The sequence below is a fragment of the Photorhabdus sp. RM322S genome, from assembly GCF_042879395.1.
Classification (GTDB): Bacteria; Pseudomonadota; Gammaproteobacteria; order Enterobacterales; family Enterobacteriaceae; genus Photorhabdus; species Photorhabdus khanii.
In genome coordinates this window covers 45,422-70,477 of the sequence record NZ_JBHFKW010000025.1, presented here as the reverse complement: position 1 = coordinate 70,477, position 25,056 = coordinate 45,422, and the positions used below count along the sequence as shown (strand labels likewise).

At 42.7% G+C, this 25,056-nt stretch carries 20 protein-coding genes; 7 read left to right on the top strand and 13 right to left on the bottom strand.

Translation table 11 applies throughout. The annotated features are described in order from the left end of the window. The first annotated feature begins 17 nt into the window (after window positions 1–17). The 3 genes from ACGF63_RS15450 (at window position 18) to ilvA (ending at window position 4,439) form a co-directional block, all read left to right on the top strand. Window positions 18–944, top strand: coding sequence for a branched-chain amino acid transaminase (locus tag ACGF63_RS15450; protein ID WP_166290501.1), 927 nt, complete (start codon window positions 18–20; stop codon window positions 942–944). 68 nt (window positions 945–1,012) lie between these two features. Then, window positions 1,013–2,863, top strand: coding sequence for a dihydroxy-acid dehydratase (ilvD, locus tag ACGF63_RS15445; protein WP_387631841.1), 1,851 nt, complete (start codon window positions 1,013–1,015; stop codon window positions 2,861–2,863). A 4-nt stretch (window positions 2,864–2,867) separates the two neighbouring features. Further along, window positions 2,868–4,439 (top strand): threonine ammonia-lyase, biosynthetic, encoded by a 1,572-nt coding sequence (gene ilvA / locus ACGF63_RS15440; protein WP_036844226.1) that lies wholly within the window; start codon window positions 2,868–2,870, stop codon window positions 4,437–4,439. Between the two features lie 179 nt (window positions 4,440–4,618). Here ilvA and ACGF63_RS15435 read toward each other — a convergent pair whose 3' ends face one another. The 9 genes from ACGF63_RS15435 to ACGF63_RS15395 form a co-directional block, all read right to left on the bottom strand. Then, window positions 4,619–6,136, bottom strand: a complete 1,518-nt coding sequence (locus tag ACGF63_RS15435) for a DHA2 family efflux MFS transporter permease subunit (protein WP_036844224.1) — start codon at window positions 6,134–6,136, stop codon at window positions 4,619–4,621. A gap of 7 nt (window positions 6,137–6,143) precedes the next feature. Beyond that, window positions 6,144–7,331, bottom strand: coding sequence for a multidrug efflux MFS transporter periplasmic adaptor subunit EmrA (gene emrA, locus ACGF63_RS15430; protein WP_152963458.1), 1,188 nt, complete (start codon window positions 7,329–7,331; stop codon window positions 6,144–6,146). Window positions 7,332–7,644: 313 nt separating this feature from the next. Continuing rightward, window positions 7,645–8,388 (bottom strand): 3-oxoacyl-ACP reductase FabG, encoded by a 744-nt coding sequence (gene fabG, locus ACGF63_RS15425; protein ID WP_152963457.1) that lies wholly within the window; start codon window positions 8,386–8,388, stop codon window positions 7,645–7,647. Between the two features lie 58 nt (window positions 8,389–8,446). Beyond that, window positions 8,447–9,262, bottom strand: coding sequence for a MaoC/PaaZ C-terminal domain-containing protein (locus ACGF63_RS15420; protein ID WP_036844220.1), 816 nt, complete (start codon window positions 9,260–9,262; stop codon window positions 8,447–8,449). Further along, on the bottom strand, window positions 9,259–10,524 hold the full coding sequence (locus ACGF63_RS15415) for a beta-ketoacyl-[acyl-carrier-protein] synthase family protein (RefSeq protein WP_036844219.1): 1,266 nt from the start codon (window positions 10,522–10,524) through the stop codon (window positions 9,259–9,261). Before ACGF63_RS15415 ends, ACGF63_RS15420 begins: the two co-directional genes overlap by 4 nt. 154 nt (window positions 10,525–10,678) lie before the next feature. Then, entirely contained in the window at window positions 10,679–10,915 is a 237-nt protein-coding gene (locus tag ACGF63_RS15410; protein ID WP_036844216.1) for an acyl carrier protein, read from the bottom strand. A gap of 119 nt (window positions 10,916–11,034) precedes the next feature. Continuing rightward, window positions 11,035–12,225 carry a cysteine desulfurase family protein gene (locus ACGF63_RS15405; protein WP_036844215.1) on the bottom strand — a complete coding sequence of 397 codons (1,191 nt, stop codon included), beginning with the start codon at window positions 12,223–12,225 and terminating at the stop codon, window positions 11,035–11,037. Then, entirely contained in the window at window positions 12,222–12,578 is a 357-nt protein-coding gene (locus ACGF63_RS15400; RefSeq protein ID WP_036844213.1) for an iron-sulfur cluster assembly scaffold protein, read from the bottom strand. Before ACGF63_RS15400 ends, ACGF63_RS15405 begins: the two co-directional genes overlap by 4 nt. A 16-nt stretch (window positions 12,579–12,594) precedes the next feature. After that, entirely contained in the window at window positions 12,595–13,773 is a 1,179-nt protein-coding gene (locus ACGF63_RS15395) for a LuxE family acyl-protein synthetase (protein WP_387631835.1), read from the bottom strand. 391 nt (window positions 13,774–14,164) lie between these two features. On the opposite strand from ACGF63_RS15395, the gene ACGF63_RS15390 reads away from it, so the two are divergent. Continuing rightward, window positions 14,165–15,250 (top strand): NAD(P)/FAD-dependent oxidoreductase, encoded by a 1,086-nt coding sequence (locus ACGF63_RS15390; protein WP_036844207.1) that lies wholly within the window; start codon window positions 14,165–14,167, stop codon window positions 15,248–15,250. Window positions 15,251–15,484: 234 nt separating this feature from the next. Here the strand turns inward: ACGF63_RS15390 and ACGF63_RS15385 are convergent, their stop codons facing one another. Next, the gene (locus ACGF63_RS15385; protein WP_387631832.1) at window positions 15,485–16,324 is read right to left on the bottom strand and encodes a helix-turn-helix domain-containing protein; all 840 of its coding nucleotides are present in this window, start codon (window positions 16,322–16,324) and stop codon (window positions 15,485–15,487) included. Between the two features lie 590 nt (window positions 16,325–16,914). Further along, complete coding sequence (gene ilvY, locus ACGF63_RS15380) at window positions 16,915–17,796, bottom strand: HTH-type transcriptional activator IlvY (protein WP_387631829.1); 882 nt, start codon at window positions 17,794–17,796, stop codon at window positions 16,915–16,917. Window positions 17,797–17,989: 193 nt separating this feature from the next. On the opposite strand from ilvY, the gene ilvC reads away from it, so the two are divergent. Both ilvC and rep read left to right on the top strand, forming a co-directional pair. Continuing rightward, the gene (ilvC, locus tag ACGF63_RS15375; RefSeq protein WP_036844192.1) at window positions 17,990–19,468 is read left to right on the top strand and encodes a ketol-acid reductoisomerase; all 1,479 of its coding nucleotides are present in this window, start codon (window positions 17,990–17,992) and stop codon (window positions 19,466–19,468) included. Window positions 19,469–19,692: 224 nt separating this feature from the next. After that, the gene (gene rep, locus ACGF63_RS15370; protein WP_036844191.1) at window positions 19,693–21,720 is read left to right on the top strand and encodes a DNA helicase Rep; all 2,028 of its coding nucleotides are present in this window, start codon (window positions 19,693–19,695) and stop codon (window positions 21,718–21,720) included. 57 nt (window positions 21,721–21,777) lie between these two features. Here rep and gppA read toward each other — a convergent pair whose 3' ends face one another. Together gppA and rhlB are read right to left on the bottom strand one after the other, a co-directional pair. Continuing rightward, a complete protein-coding gene (gppA, locus tag ACGF63_RS15365; RefSeq protein WP_162524206.1) occupies window positions 21,778–23,274 on the bottom strand; it encodes a guanosine-5'-triphosphate,3'-diphosphate diphosphatase in 1,497 nt (498 codons plus the stop codon). An 8-nt stretch (window positions 23,275–23,282) separates the two neighbouring features. Further along, a complete protein-coding gene (rhlB, locus tag ACGF63_RS15360; protein ID WP_152963450.1) occupies window positions 23,283–24,569 on the bottom strand; it encodes an ATP-dependent RNA helicase RhlB in 1,287 nt (428 codons plus the stop codon). A 118-nt stretch (window positions 24,570–24,687) separates the two neighbouring features. Here rhlB and trxA point away from each other — a divergent pair, with 118 nt between their 5' ends. Next, the gene (gene trxA, locus ACGF63_RS15355) at window positions 24,688–25,014 is read left to right on the top strand and encodes a thioredoxin TrxA (RefSeq protein WP_036844189.1); all 327 of its coding nucleotides are present in this window, start codon (window positions 24,688–24,690) and stop codon (window positions 25,012–25,014) included. Window positions 25,015–25,056: the final 42 nt, after the last annotated feature.

The window sequence follows — 25,056 nt, the reverse complement described above, 5'->3', positions numbered from 1 at the left end:
AATAAAGGAAGAAGAGAATGACGAAGCAATCCGATTACATTTGGTTCAATGGCGAGATGGTTCCTTGGGCAGATGCTAAAGTTCACGTAATGTCACATGCTTTGCATTACGGTACGTCGGTTTTTGAGGGAGTTCGCTGCTATGACTCTTATAAAGGGCCAGTCGTTTTCCGCCATCGTGAGCATATGCAGCGTTTACATGATTCTGCAAAGATTTACCGTATGCCAGTGAGTCAGAGTGTTGATGAATTGATGGAAGCATGTCGGGCAACTCTTCGTAAAAATAATTTAGTCAGTGCTTATATACGTCCACTGGTGTTTATTGGGGATGTTGGAATGGGGGTTAATCCACCCGCCGGTTATAAAACTGATGTCATTATTGCCGCTTTCCCATGGGGAGCTTATTTGGGAGAAGATGCACTGGATCAAGGAATCGATGCCATGGTTTCTTCATGGAACCGAGCGGCGCCAAATACAATACCAACAGCTGCTAAAGCGGGGGGTAACTACCTGTCTTCTCTTCTGGTTGGTAGTGAGGCCCGTCGTCATGGATATCAGGAAGGTATTGCTCTGGATGTTTATGGTTATATCTCTGAGGGCGCGGGTGAAAATCTGTTTGAAGTAAAAGATGGGGTATTGTTCACTCCACCCTTGACCTCAGCTTCATTACCAGGAATTACCCGTGATGCCATTATCAAACTAGCGAAAGATTTGGGGCTGGAAGTTCGTGAACAGGTATTGTCACGCGAATCTCTGTATCTGGCGGATGAAGTTTTTATGTCTGGTACAGCGGCTGAAATCACTCCTGTTCGCAGTGTTGATGATATTCAGGTTGGTATTGGTAAATGTGGACCCATTACCAAGAAGATTCAGCAAGCATTCTTTGGTTTGTTTGATGGCACAACAGAAGATAAATGGGGCTGGTTAGATCCAGTAAATTCTTAATAAAACTATAAATAATTTAACGGGCGGTTCGTTCCCCGCCTGTTTTGATAACACGGGAGTGAAGAATAATGCCTAAGTACCGTTCTGCCACCACGACTCATGGCCGCAATATGGCAGGGGCCCGAGCTTTATGGCGTGCGACAGGGATGACCGATGCGGATTTCGGTAAACCGATTATTGCGGTAGTTAACTCATTTACTCAATTTGTTCCGGGGCATGTTCATTTGCGGGATTTAGGTAAATTGGTTGCCGAGCAGATTGAAGCATCAGGTGGTGTTGCGAAAGAGTTCAATACAATAGCGGTGGATGACGGTATTGCAATGGGGCATGGCGGTATGCTCTATTCTTTGCCATCACGCGAATTGATCGCTGATTCTGTCGAATATATGGTGAATGCTCACTGTGCTGATGCCATGGTGTGTATTTCTAACTGTGACAAAATCACACCAGGTATGCTGATGGCAGCCCTGCGCTTGAATATTCCTGTAATTTTTGTTTCCGGTGGTCCCATGGAAGCCGGTAAAACAAAATTGTCGGATCAGATTATCAAATTAGATTTGATCGATGCCATGATTCAAGGCGCAAACCCTAATGTCAGTGACGAGGATAGTTATCAGATTGAGCGTTCAGCCTGCCCAACCTGTGGTTCCTGTTCCGGGATGTTTACTGCTAACTCTATGAATTGTTTGACAGAAGCTCTGGGGCTGTCTCAGCCAGGAAATGGTTCATTACTGGCGACTCATGCGGATCGTAAGGTGCTGTTTCTGAACGCGGGAAAACGTATTGTTGAGTTGACTAAGCGCTACTATGAGCAAAATGATGATAGTGCTCTGCCGCGTAATATCGCAACGAAAGCTGCATTTGAAAATGCGATGATGCTGGATATTGCTATGGGCGGTTCAACAAATACTGTACTTCACTTACTGGCTGCGGCACAGGAAGGCGAGGTCGATTTCACCATGGCGGATATTGACCGTCTGTCTCGTCAGATTCCTCATCTGTGTAAAGTTGCCCCAAGCACACAAAAATATCATATGGAAGATGTCCATCGTGCTGGTGGTGTGATGGGTATTTTAGGTGAGCTGGATAGAGCCGGTCTGTTGAATCGTCAGGTTAAAAATGTTTTGGGGTTGGATTTGCTACAAACGCTTGATCAATATGATGTGATGCTGACGGTAGATGAATCGATAAAGAAAATGTATTCAGCAGGCCCTGCGGGTATCCGTACTACTCAGGCATTTTCACAGGATTGCCGTTGGCCTTCTTTGGATATTGACCGTGTAGAAGGTTGTATCCGTGACCTCAAACATGCATACAGTCAGGATGGAGGCCTTGCAGTTTTGTTTGGCAATTTGGCTATAGATGGCTGTATTGTAAAAACCGCAGGGGTTGATGAGAACAGTTTGACATTTCGTGGGCCAGCTAAAGTTTATGAAAGTCAGGAAGATGCGGTTGATGCAATCTTGGGTGGCAGAGTCGTTGCTGGTGATGTGGTCGTCATTCGTTACGAAGGACCAAAAGGTGGGCCGGGAATGCAGGAGATGCTGTATCCGACGACGTATCTGAAATCTATGGGATTGGGTAAAAGCTGTGCATTGATTACAGATGGCCGTTTCTCCGGTGGTACCTCTGGTTTATCGATAGGCCACGTTTCGCCAGAAGCCGCTAATGGTGGTTTGATCGGTTTGGTCCAAGATGGCGATATCATTGATATTGATATTCCACTGCGGAAAATCCAACTTGATGTGGATGAAAAGACACTTGCTGCCCGTAAAACGGTGGAACTTACCCGCGAAGATAATGCGTGGACGCCGAAATCCCGCGAGCGCCAGGTATCTTTTGCCCTGAGAGCTTATGCTTCATTGGCGACCAGCGCGGATAAAGGGGCTGTCCGCGATAAATCTAAGCTAGGGGGATAATTGCATGGTTGCATTTCGTCCCTTAACTTCCGCACCAAATGGTGCAGAGTACCTGAAAGCGGCGTTAAGCGCGCCTGTCTATGAAGTTGCTCAGGTGACGCCGTTACAGGAAATGAAGAAAATTTCTACCCGTTTGGGAAATACTATTTTGGTAAAACGGGAAGACCGGCAGCCTGTTCACAGTTTCAAGCTCCGTGGCGCTTACACTATGATTGCGGGTTTGACTGAGGAACAAAAAAACCGGGGGGTGATTACGGCATCAGCTGGTAACCATGCTCAGGGGGTTGCGCTTTCTGCCAATCGACTGGGAATTAAATCTCTGATTGTTATGCCGGTCGCCACTGCGGATATCAAGGTCGATGCAGTCCGTAGTTTCGGTGGAGAAGCTCTGCTATATGGTGCCAATTTTGATGAAGCTAAAGCCAAAGCAATAGAAATGGCCCAGCAGGAAGGCTATACCTTTGTTCCGCCGTTTGATCATCCCGATGTCATCGCGGGTCAGGCGACACTGGCGATGGAACTTCTGCAACAAGATGTACATCTGGATCGAATCTTTGTGCCTGTCGGTGGTGGTGGTTTGGTTGCTGGAGTTGCTGTGTTGATTAAGCAGCTGATGCCAGAAATTAAAATTATTGGGGTGGAAGCGGAAGATTCAGCTTGCCTGAAAGCAGCGATGGCAGCTGGGCATCCGGTAGATTTACCAAGAGTTGGCCTGTTTGCTGAAGGTGTTGCTGTTAAACGTATCGGTGATGAAACTTTTCGTTTATGTCAGCAATATGTGGATGATGTTATCACGGTGGACAGTGATGCCATTTGTGCTGCGGTAAAAGATCTATTTGAAGATGTGCGTGCGATTGCTGAACCATCCGGAGCATTGGCACTGGCTGGATTGAAAAAGTATGTTCAGCAGCATCAGATCAAAGGTGAGCGGTTGGCACACATTCTTTCTGGTGCTAACGTAAATTTCCACGGGTTACGTTATGTCTCTGAGCGTTGTGAATTGGGGGAGCAACGGGAAGCGCTGTTGGCCGTGACTATTCCTGAACAAAAGGGGAGTTTTCTGCGTTTTTGTCAGAAATTGGGCGATAGGGCGGTAACAGAGTTTAATTACCGCTATACGGATGCGGATCCTGAACAAGCTTGTCTTTTCGTTGGTGTCCGATTGAGTCGTGGTGAAGTGGAGAGACGGGAAATCATCGAGGAATTGCGTACCGCAGGATATCAGGTTGCAGATCTTTCAGATGATGAAATGGCGAAATTGCATGTCCGCTATATGATCGGCGGTCGTCCATCTAAGCCATTGAGTGAGCGTTTGTATAGTTTTGAATTCCCTGAATCACCGGGGGCCTTGCTGAAGTTCCTGCAAACGTTGGGAACTTACTGGAATATTACATTATTTCATTATCGCAATCATGGTACAGATTATGGTCGGGTGTTAGCGGCATTTGAATTGTCAGGAACAAAAGTGCGTTTTAAGCGTCACCTTGATGCGTTGGGCTATGGGTATCACGATGAGACGGATACTCCTGCGTTTAAGTTCTTTTTAATGGGTCAGTCATCTGAAACAGCTGGATGATGATAAGCATTTTGACGATGAAAAAATATGTTTCGTAGAACAACAAAATAGCGCCTTGGAAGGTGCTATTTTGACAAGATTTTGTATTCTCTGAGGTTTCACTGGAAATAGCCTTGGGTTCTTTGACTATTGTTATTAGTGCCGATGGGTAGTCATCCAGTTTATTATTTATTATCGTGTTATTTCTTTGCTCCAACTGTGGGTTTTGCCAGCCAGATAAAGATCAGCAAAATAAGAAAAATAAAACCAAATAGCCAATAAATCTCGTTGGCGGCGATAATCAATCCCTGGTTAGTGACTTCACGCGCCAGAGAGCTACTGGCTTGAGCTTGTGACATCCCTAATTGTTCCATTTTCTGATAGGCTTGCTGGGCAATAGGGTTATGGGCGGTTATCGATTCAGTTAACTGAACGTGGTGGACAGCTTCACGGCGGGACCACATGGTCGTCGTAATTGAGGTACCCACGGATGTTGCCAGAGTACGTAAGAAGTTGAACAGACTACCCGCAGAGGCGATTTTATCCGGTTCAACGTCGGATAATATAATGGCTGTTAGCGGCATAATTAAACAGGCAATAGCAAAACCTTGAATAAATTGTGGCCAGGCCGCGGTGGCAAAGTCCATTGACAGCTCGAAGGTATGAGCTCGCCAAAAAAAGCACAGGGCAAAAACGATAAAGCTGAACATAACCAAATAACGCATATCGATTTTTGAACTGAAACGGCCAATGAGTGGAGCAAGTATTATGGGAACCATCCCTAATGGGGCCATAACTAACCCTGCCCAGGTGGCAGTATAACCAAAGACCATTTGTAATAACTGAGGTTGTAGAACTAGGGTACCGATGTGGAGTAAAAAGGCCAAACTGATACATAAAGTACCAATAGTAAAATTGCGTGATTTAAAGAGTGATAAATCAATGATCGGATCATCGTCGGTCAGTTCCCAGATGATCAGGAAAGTCACGGCAATAACCGCGATAATCGCTAATGCAATAATCTCTGTTGAGTTGAACCAGTCAAGTTCCTTGCCTCGATCAAGCAATAACTGAAAACAACCGACGCCGGTGACTAATAAAATAAGCCCTACGGCATCAATTGGCCTAACCTTTATTTCAGTTTCTCGATCTTTTAACAACATCCAAGTGATAGCGATGGCGGCAAAGCCTACCGGGACGTTGATGAGAAATATCCATCCCCAATGATAGCTGTCACTGATCCAACCGCCGAGTATTGGACCACAAACCGGAGCGACAACGATAGTCATTGACCACAATGCCAGTGCCATATTGCGTTTTAACGGAGGATAGTTGTTTAGTAACAAACTTTGCGAAAGAGGCATGATTGGTCCGGCTGAGATGCCTTGCAGAATGCGGGAAATGATCAGCATTTCCAGGCTATTGGAGATGCCACACAGCCAAGAGGTTATGACAAACAATAGCATTGATATTAAGAAAACCCGGACTTCCCCAAACCGTTTGGCTAACCAGCCTGTTAATGGAATAGAAATCGCGTTAGCAACAGCAAATGAAGTAATTACCCAGGTGCCTTGCGATACTGAGGAACCCAAGTCTCCGGCAATTGTTGATATTGCAACGTTAGCAATGGTCAGATCCAATATTTGTAAAAAAGCGGCTAATGCTAAAGCCAGGGTTAGCCAGCCAAGTTTGGCTCCTGATAATGGCTCTTTTAGCATGTTAACCTCACTCATCTTTACTGTTGTTAGCTTGAATGATTTCGTTAATTAGCCGATCAATTTCTCCTGTGTTGTAAGACAAGACGTTGGTTTCATAAACAATGCCTTTACGGGGGGTATCGGAAAGGACCAAACCCTCTTGATTTCTGGTATCGACAGTGGCGTGCATGGATAAACCAATTCGTAAAGGATGATCAATAAGTTGTTGTGCTTCCAGTTCAACACGGACAGGCAAACGTTGAACCACTTTGATCCAGTTACCGGTGGCGTTTTGTGCCGGCAGTAAAGAAAATGCACTGCCGGTTCCCATATCAAGACCAACGATTCGGCCTTGATAAATGACATCATTGCCATAGAAATCGCTAATTAGCGTTACCGGCTGACCAATACGCACATTGGCGAGTTGAACCTCTTTGAAGTTAGCTTCGACCCAGAGTTGATCTGCCGGTACGATAACCATCAGCGAGGTACCGCTTTTTATTTGTGAACCGACCTGAACACTGCGGCGTGAAACGTATCCGGTCACCGGCGCGACAATCTGAGTGCGCTGTAAGGTTAACCATGCATCTCGGAGTTGGGAAGCGGCGAGTTTAATGGCGGGCTGTTGTTCCAATGGGGTGTCTATAACTAACGCTTTGTTGGCATGATATTGTTGTTGGGCGACGTTCAGCTCAGACTTTGCCATTTGAACACTATTACGGGAATGAATCAGATTTTCTTTGGCAATAGCACCGGTGAGCCCCAGATGTTCACGTCGTTTTAAATCATCTTGAGCCTGCTGTAGCGCAGTCTGTTTTAGTTCAATATTAGCCAGCAGCTTTTCATTATCGATGATGGTTTGGTGAGTTTGTCTGACACTATTAGCCAATATATTTTTCGCCCGTTCAAAAGCATGTTCTGCATCAACAGAGTCTAAACGTAGCAGAATGTCTCCTTGTTGAACGAAATCTGTATTATCGACATGGATAGACGTTACGCTACCAGTAATTTGGGTCATCACTTGCACCTGATTACCGACAACGTAGGCATCATCAGTAGCTTGATGATAGCGCAGTGCAACAAACCAGTAGGCAAAGTAACCTAATCCGGCAAAAACAAATAAAAGAGTTGCGAGGATCAATGCTAGCTTTCGCTTTGATTTTTTCTCATTAAGCGGAGGTGATTGTACTGGAACTGATTCTATTTCTTCGGCCATGTTCCTCTCCCATAACTGTGATCAAAAATAAATTAGACTATTAGTGTGTTTATGCTTGATTAAACACCTTGGAGTTGACTACAAGGTCAAGATCTTCCCGTCTTGATAAAAAGAAAACGGGTAATATTTAGCACTTAATGCCACAAGTATTATTTGTATTAAAATTATTTATTATCGTTATTAACATTTATCAGAGAGACTGGATTGGCTATTTGGCAATGATTAACGGCATTTTTTAAGTACCCAGATATTTATCTGGGTACAAATAACCACAGGATATGGATACGAACCCATTGATATTCTGTTTAACTGATCAGGCCGTCATTCCGCCATCAATGACGAATGTTTGCCCGGTAATGTAGCGTCCTCCGGGGCTGAGGAGGAAATTGATAGTCATGGCAATATCTTCCACTGAACCCAAGCGACCCAATGGGATGTTAGATAACAGTTTTTTCTTATGTGATGCAGGAATATGATTCAGCATTTCAGTATCAATCAAGCCTGGTGCAACGGTATTGACCCGAACATTAAACCGGCCAACTTCAACAGCTAATGAACGGGTGATGCCGATCATGGCGGCTTTGGTTGCTGCGTAGTTAACTTGCCCTGAGTTAGCTTTAAATGCAGTGACTGAGCTCATGTGGATGATGCAGCCTTCTCCAGCCATAATCATTTCAGGGAGAAAAGCGTGATTGACTAAATAAACAGAAGAAAGATTGGTGGAAATCACGTTGTGCCATTCTTCTTCTTTCATGTTTATCAGCAAAGCATCTTGTGTAATTCCGGCGTTATTGATGATTGCATAGGGAGAGCCATACCGTGAGATAAGCTCTGCCGACAGTGTTGAGACTTCTTTCGCGTTTGAGACATCACATTGATGGCCTTCACAACTGTGACCTTGCTGCTTAATTTCCTGACAAAGTGTTTGCGCTTCATCTATGCTTGATTTGTAGGTAAAAACCACATGGTAGTTTTGCGCAGCCAGCATTTTTACTATGCCTTTGCCAATGCCACGTGATCCTCCCGAAACAAAAACCCAAGGTGCGTTGATATTCATTAAGTTATTCCTCTAAATTTTTATGCCATCCGTCTGTCAGTACAGAATTCATCAAACCTTAGTTGGCAACCTGCTTTCTTTTTGTTGTTCCCATCAGACTCATTTCAACAACTAAAGAGATTTCTCCATTCAGCCAGATCGGGATTTCCAACGTACCGTATAACGAACCATCAACATCGAATGTATCTTTAGGTAGGATCGTATATTCGATGCTTGGCATTTCATCCGGGATTTGGCGATTGAGCAGGGTTGGAGAAAAACTCACTGTATGCATAACATGCAACACAATAAGGTCTTTGAGGCATATTTCATCATGCCCCTGTTTGCCGAAATAGGTTTTAAATTCCGTTGCTAGTGCCGTTTTTGCACTTTGCTGCATGAAAAGATAAAAAATCAGGGCATCAAGAAAAATCCAGAACTCATTGACTTCGGGGAAGGTGCTTTTGAATTCAATGGATTTTTTTATTGTCTCTTGTATCGGAACTTGACACTGTGGTTTTTCAGGAAAGCCGGTTTTTTTCGAAAAATCGAAACGACTATAATGACCAACCAAAGGTTTCAAGCTGGTTGTTTCATCTTGCAGATTAAAGGCCGTTTTCCCATTCAGGTCAGTGTGCTTAGTTTTGACACAATAGCAGGCATTCAGAGGCACTGGATTTCGCAAATTAACGTGCCATTGTCTGCCCATTCCCTCGTTTGGTTGTGACAGGTAATCGTATCCGCTTTTGAGCGGGATCATTGCCAGCATACCGTGTACGGCAATACCGCCTAATCCGACTTCTTTTGCAATTTTTTCATCAAAATGAATGGGGTTATAATCTCCAGAGAATTTAGCCCATTGACTGAGATCTTTTTTACTGAATTGAACGTTCATCTGTCGGCTTTCCTGAAAATAAGTGCACAGTTTGTGCCACCGAATCCATAGTTAACATTTAAAGCAGTATCAATAACTTGGTTAGTTCGGTGGGTGTTGGGTACGTAATCCAGATCGCAGAGTGGATCAGGATTATTCAAGTGCATAGTCGCGGGAATAGTTGCGGTTTCCATTGCCTTAATACAGAAAATGGACTCAATTGCCCCTGCCCCGGCAATAAGATGGCCTGTGTAGGATTTTGTACTGGAAGTAGGAATACAGTAGGCGTGTTCTCCCAGGCTCATTTTTAAAACATCGGTTTCGTTAATGTCGTTTAACGGGGTTGATGTGCCGTGGGCATTGATATAGTGAATATCTGACGCGGAGAGTTTAGCCTGTTCCAGTGCCGCCTGAATTGCCATAACCCGTCCTTGGCAATCTGGTGCCGGTGCTGTCATATCTGATGCGTCAGAGTAATTTCCATAACCGACGACTTCCGCCAGTATTTTGGCTCCTCTGGCAACAGCACTGTCATAATCTTCAAGACATAATATTGCTGCACCTTCTGACATCACAAAGCCACTGCGATCTTTGCTGAACGGACAGCAAGCTTTTTCGACAGATTCCTGTTCTTTGCTCAGTGCGCCAAGAATATCGATGCTCCAGACGATGAATGGATCTCTGATACTTTCACCGCCCCCTGCCAGCATCATTTTAGTGCGTCCGCTACGGATAAGTTCAAAAGCATCACCTATTGCCATACTGCCTGTTGCACAAGCTGCCACTGGGGTATTCTGATATCCCCGTAGATTCCAGTTCATTGAAATAGCCGCCGTACCTACGCTGTGCATAGACATAATATTTGTCATGGGTGAGGCAATACCTTGGTCAGCGTAGGAATTGCTGTTTTCGACGGTTGCATCTTCTCCTCCCCAGCCAGTACCAAAAATGACACCTCGTTCAAAAGGGGAATAACTTTCATCAAGAGCAGCTTTATCGTGACCAAATGCCATTTTGATTGCTTCATCCGCAGCAATCAGCCCAAGTTTGCTGAATTTGGGAAGGTTCTTTAGCAGTTTTTTGGAAAACCGTGATACATCAGGAGGAAAAGGTATATTGCCGAAGAATTTTGCTGCGACAGAAGCATCTGGGTGAACGTCCTTTTTGTAGCCTACACGATAGTTTAGGATTGCATCCCAAATTTCCTGGGTATTTTGCCCAAGAGAACAGATAGAGCCATAGCCTGTGATGGCAACGCGGCGGTAGCCAGTTTGAAAATTCATGAAACATTATCTCCAAAGGTAAGTTCCTGGTGACATGCTTTATTTTTTAATACAACCAAATAATGGGGTTGGTAGATAAAAGCATCACAAAAATGAATGTTAGCCATGCTGTGATATGTCATAGACAGCTAACATCCAAATACATTAATAATGATTATTTTATTAATTCACTGACATAATTGACAAAATCACCGATTGTCGTTGTTTCATTTCGCTGGAATTTATCGAAATTCAGCTGAATACCCATTTCTCTTTTTAAAGCAACCTGAATAGAGACAAAATCCAGACTTACCAGATGAATATCATCAAGCAGGGTATCGAGAGTAATATCTTCTGCTTCGATGTCAGTTAATTCAGTAATTTGAGATTGCAATAATTCAAACAGTTTCATATTAATATCCCCTTAAAATCTAAAAAAATGTTGGCGGAGCTTAAGTGCAGTAATATGGGTATTAGTGGTTAATAAATAAGTTATTCCTGCTACACCGTCTTTTAAATACAGTTTTGCTGTTATTCCTGAGTGTTTAAAGGTTGCCCAGAAATTTTCAGCAAGTTATACGTTTCTTGTTTGATCGCGCTAGCCAGCATCTCAATATCATTTTGGCTTGTGGTATATCCAAAGCTGATACGTACTGCGCTATCGATACGATCATTAGGTAGCCCCATCGCCGCCAGAACATGAGAACGTTGTGTAGATTTGTTATTGCTACAGGCTGATCCTAAAGATAAAGAGACTCCGTGACATAAATCCAGCCGGCTGGCTAATGATTCAGCGCGGACGCCAGGGAAACTTAAATTCAGTGTCCAGGGTGCCTGAAATTCTGGGTTTGTATTGCCATTAATTAAGTAGCTAACATGGTGCTGTTCCAGCAGAGATAGCAAGGTTTCTCTGAGCGTTTTGTAGGTATTGAAATGTTCTTGCAATCCATTCAGTGATTCTTTAGCTGCCGCCGCCAGTCCTGCAAGGCCCAGAGTGTTTTCAGTGCCGCTGCGTATTCCTTGTTCTTGTCCGCCACCGTGCAGCAAGGGGTTCAATTGAATACCTAGCGCATGATAGAGCCCACCGATACCTTTTGGGCCATTAAACTTATGGCCGGAGAAAGAGACAGTCGTTATGCCAGAAAGCGTGTCACAGCTAAAAGGAAGTTTACCAATAGCCTGTACTGCATCTATGTGTAAATAGATACCAGCCTCTTTTGCTAAAGAGGCGACAGCTTCATAGGGCTGTATCACTCCGGTTTCGTTGTTAATCGCCATCAATGTGATCAGGCGTGTTTGTGGCCGCAGGTTTTCACGGATGCTTTGTACACTTATCCGCCCCTGATTATCAGGATCGATCAGCGTCAGTTGAAGTCCGCGTTGCTGGTACCAGAGTAACGGCGCTAGAACAGACGGGTGCTCAATAGAAGAGCTAATAACATGATATGCAGACAGATCCGAACCGGGAAGCGTTGCTAACAGGCTGGACAATGCCTGGTTATTACTTTCAGTTCCTCCTGATGTAAACAGGATTTGTTCAGGCACAGTGCCCATTAATGACGCCATAGATCTCCTGGCGTCAGTGAGCAAATTTTTAGCCATGTTACTTAAGCTGTAGTGGCTGGACGGATTAGCAAAAACAGACAAAGCCTCTTTAATCGCCAACTGGGCTTTAACACTTAGCGGTGTCGTGGCGTTGTAATCGAAGTATAGGCTTGTCATATTTTTCCCTTTAACTGCTCAAATAGCTTATGCAGCATATCAAGGCAGTGTTGCTGGGCGGGTTCTAACTCACCTAATAACGCATCAATGCCTTCAGGTGATAATGTGTTCAATTCTTTGAGAGTCTTACCTTTAACATGGCGACAAAACTGGTTCGACATTGCTAGGGATGCTGTGCATCCCCATGCGCGGAAACAGGCATTATTTACCCGCCCTTGACTATCCAGTGTCAGGTCGATATCAACCTTGTCACCACAGACAGGATTGCCTAACGCCAGTTTAATTGCCGGGCTGGATAACGTCCCCTGGCAGTCAGGATTGCAAAAGTTGTCAATAATGATGTTGTTAAACATAATTCCACCTTGCTATTTATACTGCGGATGTAGCTGGGGCAGTTTCATCATCTGACATTTTTCTCTCAAGGTTGACTGCACAACAACCAAACTCTTTAGCGGCAGCAGTACGCATAACAAACTGAATCCGCTGAGAATTACGCCAGGATTTGTTAGGGTCGGTACGCAAGTAGACCAAATCTTCTGTCAGTAACATACCTGGGGTGGAAACAGAAAGTGGATCCAGGATCACCAATTGCCCTGTTTCGCCATCAGGTAGTTCATGTGATAAATCATTAGGATCACGGACGGAGAAGTGAATATAAGGAGGAACATGCTTATGGTTATATTCATCTTCTATGGCGAGAACGTTTGCTTCAACCAGACCATACATATCACGTGTTCGGGATACTGGAATTCCCATCCATTCTTCGATATCTGCATTTAATTCGCCGCGGGAGATCATATCCCCGGAAAAACGTTTCCAGCCGCCCATCGTAATCACCATACTATCGCGATCTAAAGTGAGTTTGGTGTTATTCTCTTTTAAGAAAGTAATAAAACGATGGATCATGAATGGCGGGCCAATTAAATGCCGGGTGAATTTACCTTTCCACTGGATTAATTGATTCAGTGTGTCTTCTGGGGAAAAACGATCCTGATTAATCATATAGCGTCGGGTATCTAACAAACCTGTCAGGAAATTAAATATCTTAACCAGTGCCATTTCTGGAATATCTTCTGTTGAAGGACATAAGCATAGGCCTGCACCACCAGATAATTTGAACATGCTGCGGTAATTAGAATAAACAGCCAATACTGTGTGATCCATCGTATCGTGGCAACGACGATAAACGCTGGGAATTCCGCTTGTACCGGTTGAACGCATTTCATGTTCGATTTCAGACAGTGGTTTGCTTAATAAACGATGACTTTCGGCTGATTTATAAGTTGCAACGGGTATTAGTGGGATGCGAACTAAATCATTATAACCCTGGATATCTTCTGGCTTAATACCTTGTTTCTCACAAATATCTCTATAGTAAGGATTATTATGATAATGAAAATGAAAAGCATCCTTAAGTAGACAGGTTTTTAGTTCTTGTTGTTCTTCTTTAGACAGCTTATAGAGAAAGTCGACATCTGCCATTAACCATTTCAGCGGATTGCCACCACGGGATTTTATACCATCATATATATTTTTGATATTTTCCATTTTTTCATCTCCGGTAGGGTAAAGAGTAGATAAACTCATCTTTGTTTATTATAAGTTATAGCAATAAAGCATAAGTTATGTAGGAAAAAAGGATAGTGATTAATAATTTCATTTTATTGAATAAATTGGCTATATTATTGCTCTGATTATTATATGAATTTGTAAATATTGTTAAAATTATGATAAAAATAGCTGATTTATTCAAAATGCTCACTTTAATGTGAATGTGACCAGTTAATTCAAGTAATTTTTTTCATTGTGTTTTATATTTTTGTGAAGTTCGTTGATTTTTGATCTATCGAATGTTTTTTTATAAATTTTTTCATTGTCCTAAGATTAATATAATGATAAAAATAAAATATAGATAATGCCGAATTAAAAACGAGTACGCATGATGAAAATGGATTGTTTAATTGTGGGTGCCGGTCAAGCCGGATTAAGTTTAGCTGCTATCCTCACTGCTAAGAATATAAATGTCTGCATATTAGAGCGAGAAACGCGTATTGGCGATGTGTGGCGCAGGCGTCCTGATAATATGCTGTTATTCACTTCACGTGGTATGACTCAGCTTCATGGCCTGCCATTTCCTGGAATTGAAGATGGCTATCCGGATAAGAATGAAGTTGCTGATTACCTTGAGCGTTATGCTTCACACCATAACCTGACGATACATACTCAAACTGAAGTGGTTGAAGTGAAGCATGATAAAAATGTCTATAGCGTTAAAACAAAAGACGGGAAAGTATTTAATGCACTTTGTCTGGTTAATGCAACAGGTGCTAATCAATTAGCTGATATTCCGGTACTTTCTGGGCAACTTTCTGCTGATATACAACAAATTGGTGCGGATAAGTATCAGGAACCTAAACAAATTAAAGCAGGCAGCAGAGTTGCTGTTGTTGGTGATGGCGCCAGTGGTCGCCAGATTGCCAAAGATTTAGCGGCGACTGCGAAGGTGACGTTATTTTGTGGTTCTTCCCGTCCTCTCTTACCTAATAGAATAATGGGCAAAGATATCTTTTGGTGGTTAAGTAAAAGCGGTCTGTTGTTTGCCAATTATTACAGTTTGGTAGGGAAAATCATGCGGCGGCGTAATCCCATTCCTTGTGGAGAGCTAAAAAACCATCGGTTAGCCGCTTTTGGTATAAAAATAGCGAATAGATTAGTTGATATAAAAGATAATAATTTATGTGATTTGTCTGGCAATCAATATGAGGTCGATACTGTTATCTGGTGTTTGGGGTATAAAGATAATACGGTGTGGTTAACTCTTCCTGGTGCTGCGGATGCTAACGGATTCGTTTGTAAAAATGGGCATGAAGAAGGTGGGAAAACACCTTATCCTGGGTTATTTATTGTCGGGCGGAAATGGTTGAGTAGCCGTGGTTCTGAACTTATGTTGGGTGCTTATAAAGATACAAGTCGAGTAGCTAAATGGGTAGAAAATTATCTAAAAGAGCATGTATCATTAAAATGAATAATTAATACAGGATAGTGATATTCCACTCTGTATATTCTATTTTTTGTGGATTCATGAATTATTGGGTGGTATTGCTATGGTGTTATCCTGAATTCTGTATCATTACTAAAATCACATAATATTAGGAATAGAATGATACAGAATCGCTAACGTACTGGCTTTGATAATGACAACTATAAATAGGATTTATTTATTTTAGATGATTTATCAAAAATACTATTTATTCGTGATTTAGATATTCTGCTTTGGAAAATTCAAATCCGCCAATGCTAATGAAAAATTGGATTGTTTTTTTTGTGATTGTTGCGTTCTGTTCATACTGGCATTTTTCAATTCAGAGGGTCTTAACCCATATAGCATCATACAGGTACGACTAAAATGTGCACTGTCGGAAAATCCACTATTACACGCTAATAAAGTCAGTGAGTCAGATAAATGTATCTCATTAATGGCATGATGTAGGCGCTTCCATAATAGATAACTACGGAAATTAGTCCCCATTTTTTCTCGAAATAGATGTAAGAACCGACTTTCTGATAAATAGAGTTGATCTGATATTTCACGGGAAGATATACATTTAACGGGTAATTCAGTAATAAGAGAGGCTGCTTTCATGATCCGTTTATCCTGATAACAATGACAGTCTTCTATTTCACCTAACAGATTGTTTAAGATAAAAATATCTGGAGAGGTTTCTGATTGTAAACAATTAATAAAGTAGTTGGCTATCAAATCGGATGATTCTTGGCTTAAATATACTATATCTGACCCCATCATCTGATGTGATAATAGATGATATAGGGGATTCGCTGGATCTATCAGTAAATTAAAACAGAGTTGTCCTTCTGAATGTAATTTATGTTTAATATTAGAAGAAATAATGAATCCATGCGCTTGTCTCGATTCATTTTCAGTGTCAATCTTCATGAGTGAATTATGTGGTGATACACTTAATTGTATGCAAGGATGGTGATGCCACTCTGTTTTCATATTATAAGAGAAAACGAGATCTTGTAGATGGAATTTATAGAATTTAATAAAATATGGCGCTTTGTCTATTTTATGTAACATAATATTGTCCTTTATTAAATCATTTTGTGTGTTTGAATTAATTGTTTTATATAATTATGATGAATTAGTGATATTATTTTTTAATTAAATTAAATCGTCAAGTAATCATTATGGGTAACTATATCGTCGGAATATTATTAAATGCTTTCTATGAAATTTAAAGTACCCTCCTGTAATATCCGGTAAGAAATTATTTCATTATTATAAGATATTGTTATGACATGGAAAAAGAATTATTCCCCACTGTGTTTTTAGACGGTGGAATATTCAATGTTGTTGTTTTTACTAGCCAATTTTAACAATGTCTGAATTTCTCAGAGTTAAATGGCTGTTATTCAATTGATATAATTAAAAGTATTTTCTTTCGTAACATAATTAATGACCAAAAATTTAATGAGGGATTAATCTTTTCATATAATTATTATTGATTACTTATAACTTATCTTAAACATATTATCATGAAAACAATATGGTTATTTTTTTATGTTCTTTGTGAATTATGTCACATGAATCATAAGCATATTGGCATAATGCCAAAAGTGGGTGATATCGGACTTGTAATGAATAAAAACACCTGCTAACGCAGTTTCTTATAACAACCCCCAAAACGCTTTAATCAAGGGTTCATTAAGTCGTTTTCTTTGTACACATATACCCAACTCGAACGGCTCCACCAGAGAAATATTGTCCAATAACGATATGCGACTGCGTACTGGTTCGGGGCTATTCTCTACAACTACGTTGGGAATTAATGCAACGCCACAACCCAATGCAACCATAGAAACAATGGCTTCGTGACCAGACACTGTAGCGTAAATCAATGGGTTGTTAATTTTATGGTGGCGAAACCAGAACTCAATGCGCTTACGTGAAGGGCCGTGCTCCGGCAAAATAAAGGGAATGTTATTCCAGTCGGGGCACTCTTGTGTGACGAGAGTCCGTACAGTACAGGGCAGGGAAGGCGCGATCAGTACCAACGGTACTTCACCGATTTTGGTGAAACTGACATTATCTGGCAGTTTTTCCGGCTTACCGGCGATGCCTAAATCGGCATCATTAGACTGTACCTTATTGACCGCATCTGCGGCATCACCGGTGGTGAGTTTGATTTCAACCAGAGGATGTTCTGCACGGAAACTATCAAGGATCTGTGGTAAGTGACTGTAAGCTGCGGTCACTGAACAAAACAGACGTAATTCGCCGCTTAGAGAAGGACTTTGTTGATTCAATGAGTGTTGTAGTTGCTGATATTGTAATAGTGTCTGTTGGGAGAACTGTTTAAATTGCTCGCCGGCAAATGTCAGCTTTACGGTGCGATTATCCCGTAAGAGTAATGAATGCCCCAATATCTCTTCAATACGCTGGATTTGGCGGGATAGTGTAGATGGACTAACGTGCATTGCTTTTGCTGTGCGGCCAAAATGACAGCTTTCAGCCAGATGTAGAAACAATTTGAGATCACGTATATCCATAGTTTATTCACCTTATTCCTGCCCAATAATCAGTGTTGCATAAAATGCAATATAGTATTGTTAATATATCAATTTAAGCAATGGCTTTCATGTCATATATTAAAAATATGCAAACACCTCACAGGGTGGGAAATCTAAAAAACAGTCGCAGCACTTGATTGCTGAGTACAACATGATGATAACGGAGTCACTAATGGCTAATTATTTTAATACGCTGAATTTGCGTCAGCAGTTGGCACAGTTAGGTAAATGTCGTTTTATGGCGCGGGAAGAGTTTGTTGATGAGGCAGGATATTTAAAAGGTAAAAAAGTGGTCATCGTCGGTTGCGGTGCGCAGGGGCTGAATCAGGGCTTGAACATGCGTGACTCCGGTTTGGATATCACTTATGCCCTGCGTAAAGAGGCGATCGAAGAAAAACGAGCTTCATGGCGTAAAGCAACCGAAAATGGTTTTCAGGTGGGTACTTATGAAGAGCTGATTCCGCAGGCTGATTTGGTTGTCAACCTGACGCCAGATAAACAACATTCTTCTGTTGTTCGCGCAGTTCAGCCGCTGATGAAAGAAGGTGCTGCGCTGGGTTACTCTCACGGTTTCAATATCGTTGAAGTGGGTGAACAAATCCGTAAGGACATCACTGTTGTGATGGCCGCGCCTAAGTGCCCTGGTACTGAAGTTCGTGAAGAATACAAACGTGGTTTTGGTGTTCCTACCTTGATCGCGGTTCACCCGGAAAACGATCCAAAAGGTGAAGGTATGGCGATTGCCAAAGCATGGGCAGCGGCAACGGGTGGTCACCGTGCAGGTGTTCTGGAGTCTTCTTTCGTGGCTGAGGTGAAATCTGACCTGATGGGTGAACAAACCATTCTGTGCGGTATGCTACAGGCGGGTTCACTGCTGTGTTATGACCAGTTGATAGCAGACGGCGCTGAACTAGGTTATGCAGGAAAGCTGATCCAGTTCGGCTGGGAAACCATCACGGAAGCATTGAAGCAAGGTGGCATTACCTTGATGATGGATCGTTTGTCTAATCCGGCAAAATTGCGTGCATATGCGTTGTCTGAGCAATTGAAAGAGATCATGACGCCACTGTTCCAGAAACATATGGATGATATTATTTCGGGTAAATTCTCTTCCGGTATGATGGCTGACTGGGCTAATGATGATAAGAACCTGTTAGGTTGGCGTGAGGAAACCGGGAACACTCAGTTTGAAAATTCACCGCAATATGATGGCAAAATCGGTGAACAGGAGTACTTTGATCACGGTGTTTTAATGGTTGCTATGGTGAAAGCCGGGGTTGAACTGGCATTCGAGATTATGGTTGATACCGGTATTATTGCTGAATCTGCCTATTATGAATCTCTGCATGAATTGCCGTTGATTGCGAATACTATCTCTCGTAAGCGCCTGTATGAAATGAACGTGGTTATTTCTGATACCGCCGAATATGGTAACTATCTGTTTTCTCATGCAGCGGTTCCACTGCTGAAAGAGAAGTTTATGGATGTACTACAGGCTGGTGATTTAGGTAAGTCTGTTGCCGATAGTGGTATTTATAACGCCCAGTTACGTGATGTTAACGAAGCTATTCGTAACCACCCAATTGAAGTTGTTGGCCGTGTGTTACGTGGCTATATGACAGATATGAAACGTATTTCTGTTGGTGGTTGATTAAAGAGAAAGAGGGAGACATTCTCCCTCTCAGATTGTTGATTTCTAGCGTCTCGACTATCATTGCTCAGTTTGCATTTTCTCTTTTTACTTGTATTTCCCTTTTTTATCGGTGATTAACAAGGAGGGCTGTTTGCTTTTGAAATAAAACGGCATTCCGTATCCTTCTTTCTGCTACAATTTCATTTCTTGAAGTACTGCTTTGACATAACTCATTAAATACCATGCGATTAAATCCCAACCAGCAACAAGCAGTTGAATTTGTTACGGGCCCCTGTCTGGTTCTGGCGGGGGCAGGTTCCGGCAAAACCAGAGTGATCACCAATAAGATTGCTCATCTTATCCGTATTTGTGGCTATCAGCCTCGGCATATTGCCGCTGTGACTTTTACGAATAAAGCAGCACGGGAAATGAAAGAGCGTGTGGCGCAAACTCTGGGGCGTAAAGAGGCTAAGGGGCTGATGATTTCGACTTTCCACACCTTGGGATTGGAAATTATTAAGCGCGAGTACAAAGCTCTAGGAATGAAAAGCAATTTCTCATTGTTTGATGATCAGGACCAGATGGCTCTGCTGAAAGATTTGACGGCTGATTTACTGGAAGAAGATAAAGATTTACTGCAAAAATTGATCTCTTCCATTTCAAACTGGAAAAATGATCTGCTTTCTCCTCAACAAGCTACGGCATTGGCTCGTTCTGCTCAAGAGCATCAGTTTGCTGAATGTTATCGCCGTTATGATTTGCACCTAGCGAGTTGTAATGTACTGGATTTTGACGATCTGATTACCAAACCGACATTGCTGATGCAGCGTGATGAAGAGGTAAGGGAACGTTGGCAAAACCGTATCCGTTATTTGTTGGTAGATGAATATCAGGACACCAATACCAGTCAATATCAACTGGTTAAATTGCTGGTGGGACAAAGGGCCCGTTTTACGGTGGTGGGTGATGATGACCAGTCGATCTATTCGTGGCGCGGTGCAAGACCACAAAATCTGGTATTACTGAAAGAGGATTTCCCGAAGCTTAATGTGATCAAACTAGAGCAAAACTACCGTTCTTCCGGTTGCATTCTAAAAGCGGCTAATATTTTGATTGCTAATAATCCTCATGTGTTTGAAAAGCGGCTTTTTTCTGAACTGGGTTATGGTAATCCGCTGAAAGTCATTATGGCTAATAATGAAGAACATGAAGCGGAAAAGGTGGTCGGAGAACTGATTGCACATCACTTTATCAATAAAACCCAATATCAAGACTACGCTATTCTTTATCGGGGCAATCATCAATCCCGAGTGTTTGAAAAAATGTTGATGCAAAACCGCATTCCTTACCGGATTTCTGGCGGTACTTCTTTCTTTGCCCGCCCTGAAATTAAGGATCTGCTGGCTTATCTGCGGGTGTTGACTAATCCTGAGGATGACAGTGCATTTCTGCGGATTGTTAATACGCCAAGACGTGAAATCGGTGCGGCTACAATTCAAAAACTGGGTGAGTGGGCGAATCAGCGTAATAAAAGCCTCTATCAGGCCAGTTTTGATCTTGGCTTGGAACAAAGCCTGACTGGTCGTGGGTTGGCGGCACTACAGCGTTTTACCCATTGGATGGATGAGATAGCCCGTCAGGTTGAGCAGGAACCTTTGCTGGCGGTGCGTGATTTGTTGCATGGTATGGATTATGAAAGCTGGCTGTACGAAACATCACCGAGCCCGAAAGCCGCTGAAATGCGGATGAAAAATATTAATCAGCTATTTACTTGGATGAGTGAAATGCTGGAGGGTGATGAATTGAACGAACCAATGACTTTATCTCAGGTAGTTACGCGTTTCACATTGCGGGATATGCTGGAGCGGGGAGAAGAGGGTGAAGAGTTTGATCAAGTACAATTGATGACTCTGCATGCCTCTAAAGGATTAGAGTTTCCCTATGTATTTTTGGTCGGTATGGAAGAAGGGCTATTACCTCATCAGAGCAGTATTGATGAAGAAAATATTGATGAAGAACGGCGACTGGCTTATGTGGGAATTACTCGCGCTCAACGGGAGTTATTTTTTACTTTATGTAAAGAGCGTCGCCAATATGGTGAATTAATCCGGCCTGAACCAAGCCGCTTTTTACATGAGCTGCCACAGGATGATTTACATTGGCCGCAAGATAAAAAAATAGTTACTGCTGAAGAGAGAATGCAAAAAGGGCAGTCGCGCATTGCGGATATCAAATCGCGTTTAGGCCTTGGGCAAAAAAATAAGCAGTAAATAGATTAAAGACTCCCTGTATCGGAGAGATACAGGGAAAATGGTTGAGTTTCGGTTTTAGCTAATCTGTTCTTCCAAAACAAGTGGCCATTGAACATGACTTTGCCACTGAATTTCCTGCTGTAAAGATTCCGCCCGCAGAGGGTGGTGCATTAGCCAGCCATGAGGCAGCGTTACCATCAGCGTTTCACCACTCACTTTTAAACCCAGAGCTGGGAGTGTGTTATCTCGGCGACGGCTGGTGAATATGATAGCCAACCGCAGCAGGCGGCATAAACGTTGAACTTGTATCAGAGGCAGAGCGTTTTGTTGACTGAAGGAAATCAAATCAATCGTGCCACTTTGGTTCTTCAGCAGTGTGGCTAATAGTTTTTTCTGTGCGGGAGTATAGCCAGGAAGATCGAGGTAATTGATAAGATAAGCTGCGTGTGATGGGGCTTGATGGAAATCAACACTCAGCCCAATTTCATGTATCAGACAAGCACTCTGTAATAATTCATGACATCGGCTATCCAACTCCCAAGGTTTAGCAATTTGTTGTAAGAAGTGTCCAGCCAATTTTTTGACCCGTTGAGACTGTTCAGCATCCAACTGAAAACGACGTTGTATATTACGTAGGGTTCTGGTGCGAATATCTTGTTCTATCGGCAAATCCAGCATGCCGTAGACAAGACCTTCTCGTAAAGCGCCGCCCGCAAGCATCATACTTTCAATATTTAATGCCTGAAAAATAGCTATCAAAATAGCAAGACCGCTTGGGAAAACCAGAGCCCGCTCCAGCGTCAATCCCTCTATTTCCAGCTCTTCCAACTTACCGCACTCAATTGCTTTATGTTTGAGTGCCTGGAGTTTTGGCAAAGTGATCAGCTCATCCATACCCTGAGCAATCATGATTTCTTGCAGAGCCTGAACTGTACCGGAAGCTCCGACACAGATTTGCCAGCCTTGTTCGATAAGCTTTGGAGCAATAGCTTTCAGAGTTTCATGTGCGGCCGCTTCGGCTTTGGCAAAATTTTCTTCCGTTAGGCTCCGGTCATGAAAATAGCATTCAAGCCAGGTAACACAGCCCATACTCAGGCTGGATAACTGAGTGGCTTTTGCTCCATTCCCAGTGACTAGTTCTGTACTTGCCCCGCCAATATCTACGACTAAACGTTTTTCAGGGCCACCGGTCGTGTGGGCAACACCTTGATAAATAAGCCGAGCTTCATCTTCGCCGCTGATTACTGTAACCGGACAACCAAGGATTTCTGATGCTTTTTTCACAAATTCACCTGAATTTTCGGCGATACGCAAAGTTGCTGTAGCAACAACGCGGATTTGTGATGGAGGTATATCCTGTAAGCGTTCAGAAAAAACCCTGAGACATTGCCAACCTCTCTCCATTACTTGTTGAGATAGGTGGTTATTTTTATCCAGTCCCGTGGCCAGTCTTACTTTGCGTTTGATTCGTGTCAGTATCTGAATACTGCCGGATATTTCACGCACAACTAGCATATGGAAACTGTTTGAACCCAAGTCGATAGCCGCATAGAGCGAAGAAGAACTCAGCATCATTTAATTCAGCCTGAACGTTTACGGTTATTACGTGGTGTATTATTGCGATGCGATAAATTATTACGGCGCTGGTGGTTTCCTGAACGCGAACGGTGGCGGCGTTTAGGAACCGGTAAATCTTTCAGCAATGCATGACTGTTATATTTGCTGACAGGGATATGGTGCTGAATATAATCTTCAATCGCTGGCAGGTTCAGAGCATATTCTTCACAGGCTAGGCTGATTGAGTGACCACTTTCACCTGCACGACCAGTACGACCAATGCGGTGAACATAATCCTCGCAGTCATCTGGTAAGTCATAGTTAAAAACATGGGTTACGGAAGGAATATGCAATCCGCGGGCTGCGACATCCGTTGCAACTAAAATATCAATGTTGCCGTTGCTGAATTCTTCCAGAATGCGTAATCGTTTTTTTTGTGCCACATCACCGGTTAGCAGGCCAACACGATGCCCGTCAGTAGCCAGATGAGCCCAGATATCTTCACAACGATGTTTTGTGTTGGCGAAAATAATGCAGCGATCAGGCCACTCTTCTTCTAATAACGTTTGAAGCAGACGCATCTTCTCTTCATTAGAGGGATAAAACAACTCTTCGCGGATGCGGTGTCCTGTTTTCTGTAACGGTTCCACCTCTACATATTCTGCATGATTCATTTGCTCAAATGCCAGTTCCCGGACTCGGTAAGAGAGCGTGGCAGAAAACAGCAGGTTCATGCGCTCATTTGCAGCCGGCATCCGGCGAAATAGCCAGCGAATATCTTTGATAAAACCCAAATCGTACATACGATCAGCTTCATCAAGAACGACAACTTGAATTGCATTCAGGTTGATATGCTCTTGTTTGGCATAGTCAATCAAACGTCCAGTTGTGCCGATAAGAATGTCAACACCGGATTCCAGCACTTTCAGCTGCTTGTCGTAACCATCACCGCCATAGGCCAGGCCCATCTTTAATCCCGTTGCCTGTGCCAGATCTTCTGCATCAGAGTAAATCTGTACAGCCAGTTCGCGGGTAGGAGCCATAATCAGCGCTCTTGGCTGATTGGTCTGACGCTCCTTCGCTGCGGGATGAGTCAGTAAATAATGAAAAGCAGACGCTAAAAATGCTAACGTCTTCCCAGTACCGGTTTGCGCTTGCCCCGCGACATCACGACCTTCGACAGTGAAAGGCAATGTCAGTGCCTGTATCGGCGTACAATTAGAAAAACCCTTGTTATCAAGAGCTTCTATGACCTTGGGGTGCAAGGCGAAGTCGGAAAACTTCTTTTCTGTCAAGTGTGTTTTACTCATAGTGTGGTAGAATATCAGTTAACCATTGTTTTACGAAAGTGTATCCACTGAAATAAAGGCAAGCTTATGTCAGTAATGTTACACTAGCATGGTAAAAAATTATTCTTTGGAGTAAAAAATGAGCGATAAAATTATTCATTTGAGTGATGCTAGCTTTGATACTGATGTGCTTAAAGCCGCTGGTTCGGTTCTTGTCGATTTTTGGGCGGCATGGTGTGGACCATGTAAAATGATTGCACCTATTTTAGATGAAATCGCCTTAGAATATTCAGGTAAACTGACGATTGCTAAACTGAACATTGATGACAATCCGGCAACTGCTCCTAAGTATGGTATCCGTGGTATTCCTACGCTGTTACTGTTTAAAGACGGTCAGGTTGTCGCTACCAAAGTGGGAGCATTGTCAAAAACTCAATTGAAAGAATTTTTGGATGCCAATCTCTGATTGAAGTAAGATCACATTAATACCGGACGTTTAGCGTATACT

Excerpts from the sequence above, each read along its gene's own strand:
- ilvA (WP_036844226.1), top strand. The coding sequence starts at position 2,868 with ATGGTTGCATTTCGTCCCTTAACTTCCGCACCAAATGGTGCAGAGTAC.
- emrA (WP_152963458.1), bottom strand. The coding sequence starts at position 7,331 with ATGGCCGAAGAAATAGAATCAGTTCCAGTACAATCACCTCCGCTTAAT.
- ACGF63_RS15400 (WP_036844213.1), bottom strand. The coding sequence starts at position 12,578 with ATGTTTAACAACATCATTATTGACAACTTTTGCAATCCTGACTGCCAG.
- ACGF63_RS15420 (WP_036844220.1), bottom strand. The coding sequence starts at position 9,262 with ATGAACGTTCAATTCAGTAAAAAAGATCTCAGTCAATGGGCTAAATTC.
- ACGF63_RS15390 (WP_036844207.1), top strand. The coding sequence starts at position 14,165 with ATGATGAAAATGGATTGTTTAATTGTGGGTGCCGGTCAAGCCGGATTA.
- ilvC (WP_036844192.1), top strand. The coding sequence starts at position 17,990 with ATGGCTAATTATTTTAATACGCTGAATTTGCGTCAGCAGTTGGCACAG.
- ilvD (WP_387631841.1), top strand. The coding sequence starts at position 1,013 with ATGCCTAAGTACCGTTCTGCCACCACGACTCATGGCCGCAATATGGCA.
- ACGF63_RS15410 (WP_036844216.1), bottom strand. The coding sequence starts at position 10,915 with ATGAAACTGTTTGAATTATTGCAATCTCAAATTACTGAATTAACTGAC.
- gppA (WP_162524206.1), bottom strand. The coding sequence starts at position 23,274 with ATGCTGAGTTCTTCTTCGCTCTATGCGGCTATCGACTTGGGTTCAAAC.
- ACGF63_RS15415 (WP_036844219.1), bottom strand. The coding sequence starts at position 10,524 with ATGAATTTTCAAACTGGCTACCGCCGCGTTGCCATCACAGGCTATGGC.
- ilvY (WP_387631829.1), bottom strand. The coding sequence starts at position 17,796 with ATGGATATACGTGATCTCAAATTGTTTCTACATCTGGCTGAAAGCTGT.
- trxA (WP_036844189.1), top strand. The coding sequence starts at position 24,688 with ATGAGCGATAAAATTATTCATTTGAGTGATGCTAGCTTTGATACTGAT.
- ACGF63_RS15405 (WP_036844215.1), bottom strand. The coding sequence starts at position 12,225 with ATGACAAGCCTATACTTCGATTACAACGCCACGACACCGCTAAGTGTT.
- ACGF63_RS15450 (WP_166290501.1), top strand. The coding sequence starts at position 18 with ATGACGAAGCAATCCGATTACATTTGGTTCAATGGCGAGATGGTTCCT.
- ACGF63_RS15385 (WP_387631832.1), bottom strand. The coding sequence starts at position 16,324 with ATGTTACATAAAATAGACAAAGCGCCATATTTTATTAAATTCTATAAA.
- ACGF63_RS15395 (WP_387631835.1), bottom strand. The coding sequence starts at position 13,773 with ATGGAAAATATCAAAAATATATATGATGGTATAAAATCCCGTGGTGGC.
- ACGF63_RS15435 (WP_036844224.1), bottom strand. The coding sequence starts at position 6,136 with ATGCTAAAAGAGCCATTATCAGGAGCCAAACTTGGCTGGCTAACCCTG.
- rep (WP_036844191.1), top strand. The coding sequence starts at position 19,693 with ATGCGATTAAATCCCAACCAGCAACAAGCAGTTGAATTTGTTACGGGC.
- fabG (WP_152963457.1), bottom strand. The coding sequence starts at position 8,388 with ATGAATATCAACGCACCTTGGGTTTTTGTTTCGGGAGGATCACGTGGC.
- rhlB (WP_152963450.1), bottom strand. The coding sequence starts at position 24,569 with ATGAGTAAAACACACTTGACAGAAAAGAAGTTTTCCGACTTCGCCTTG.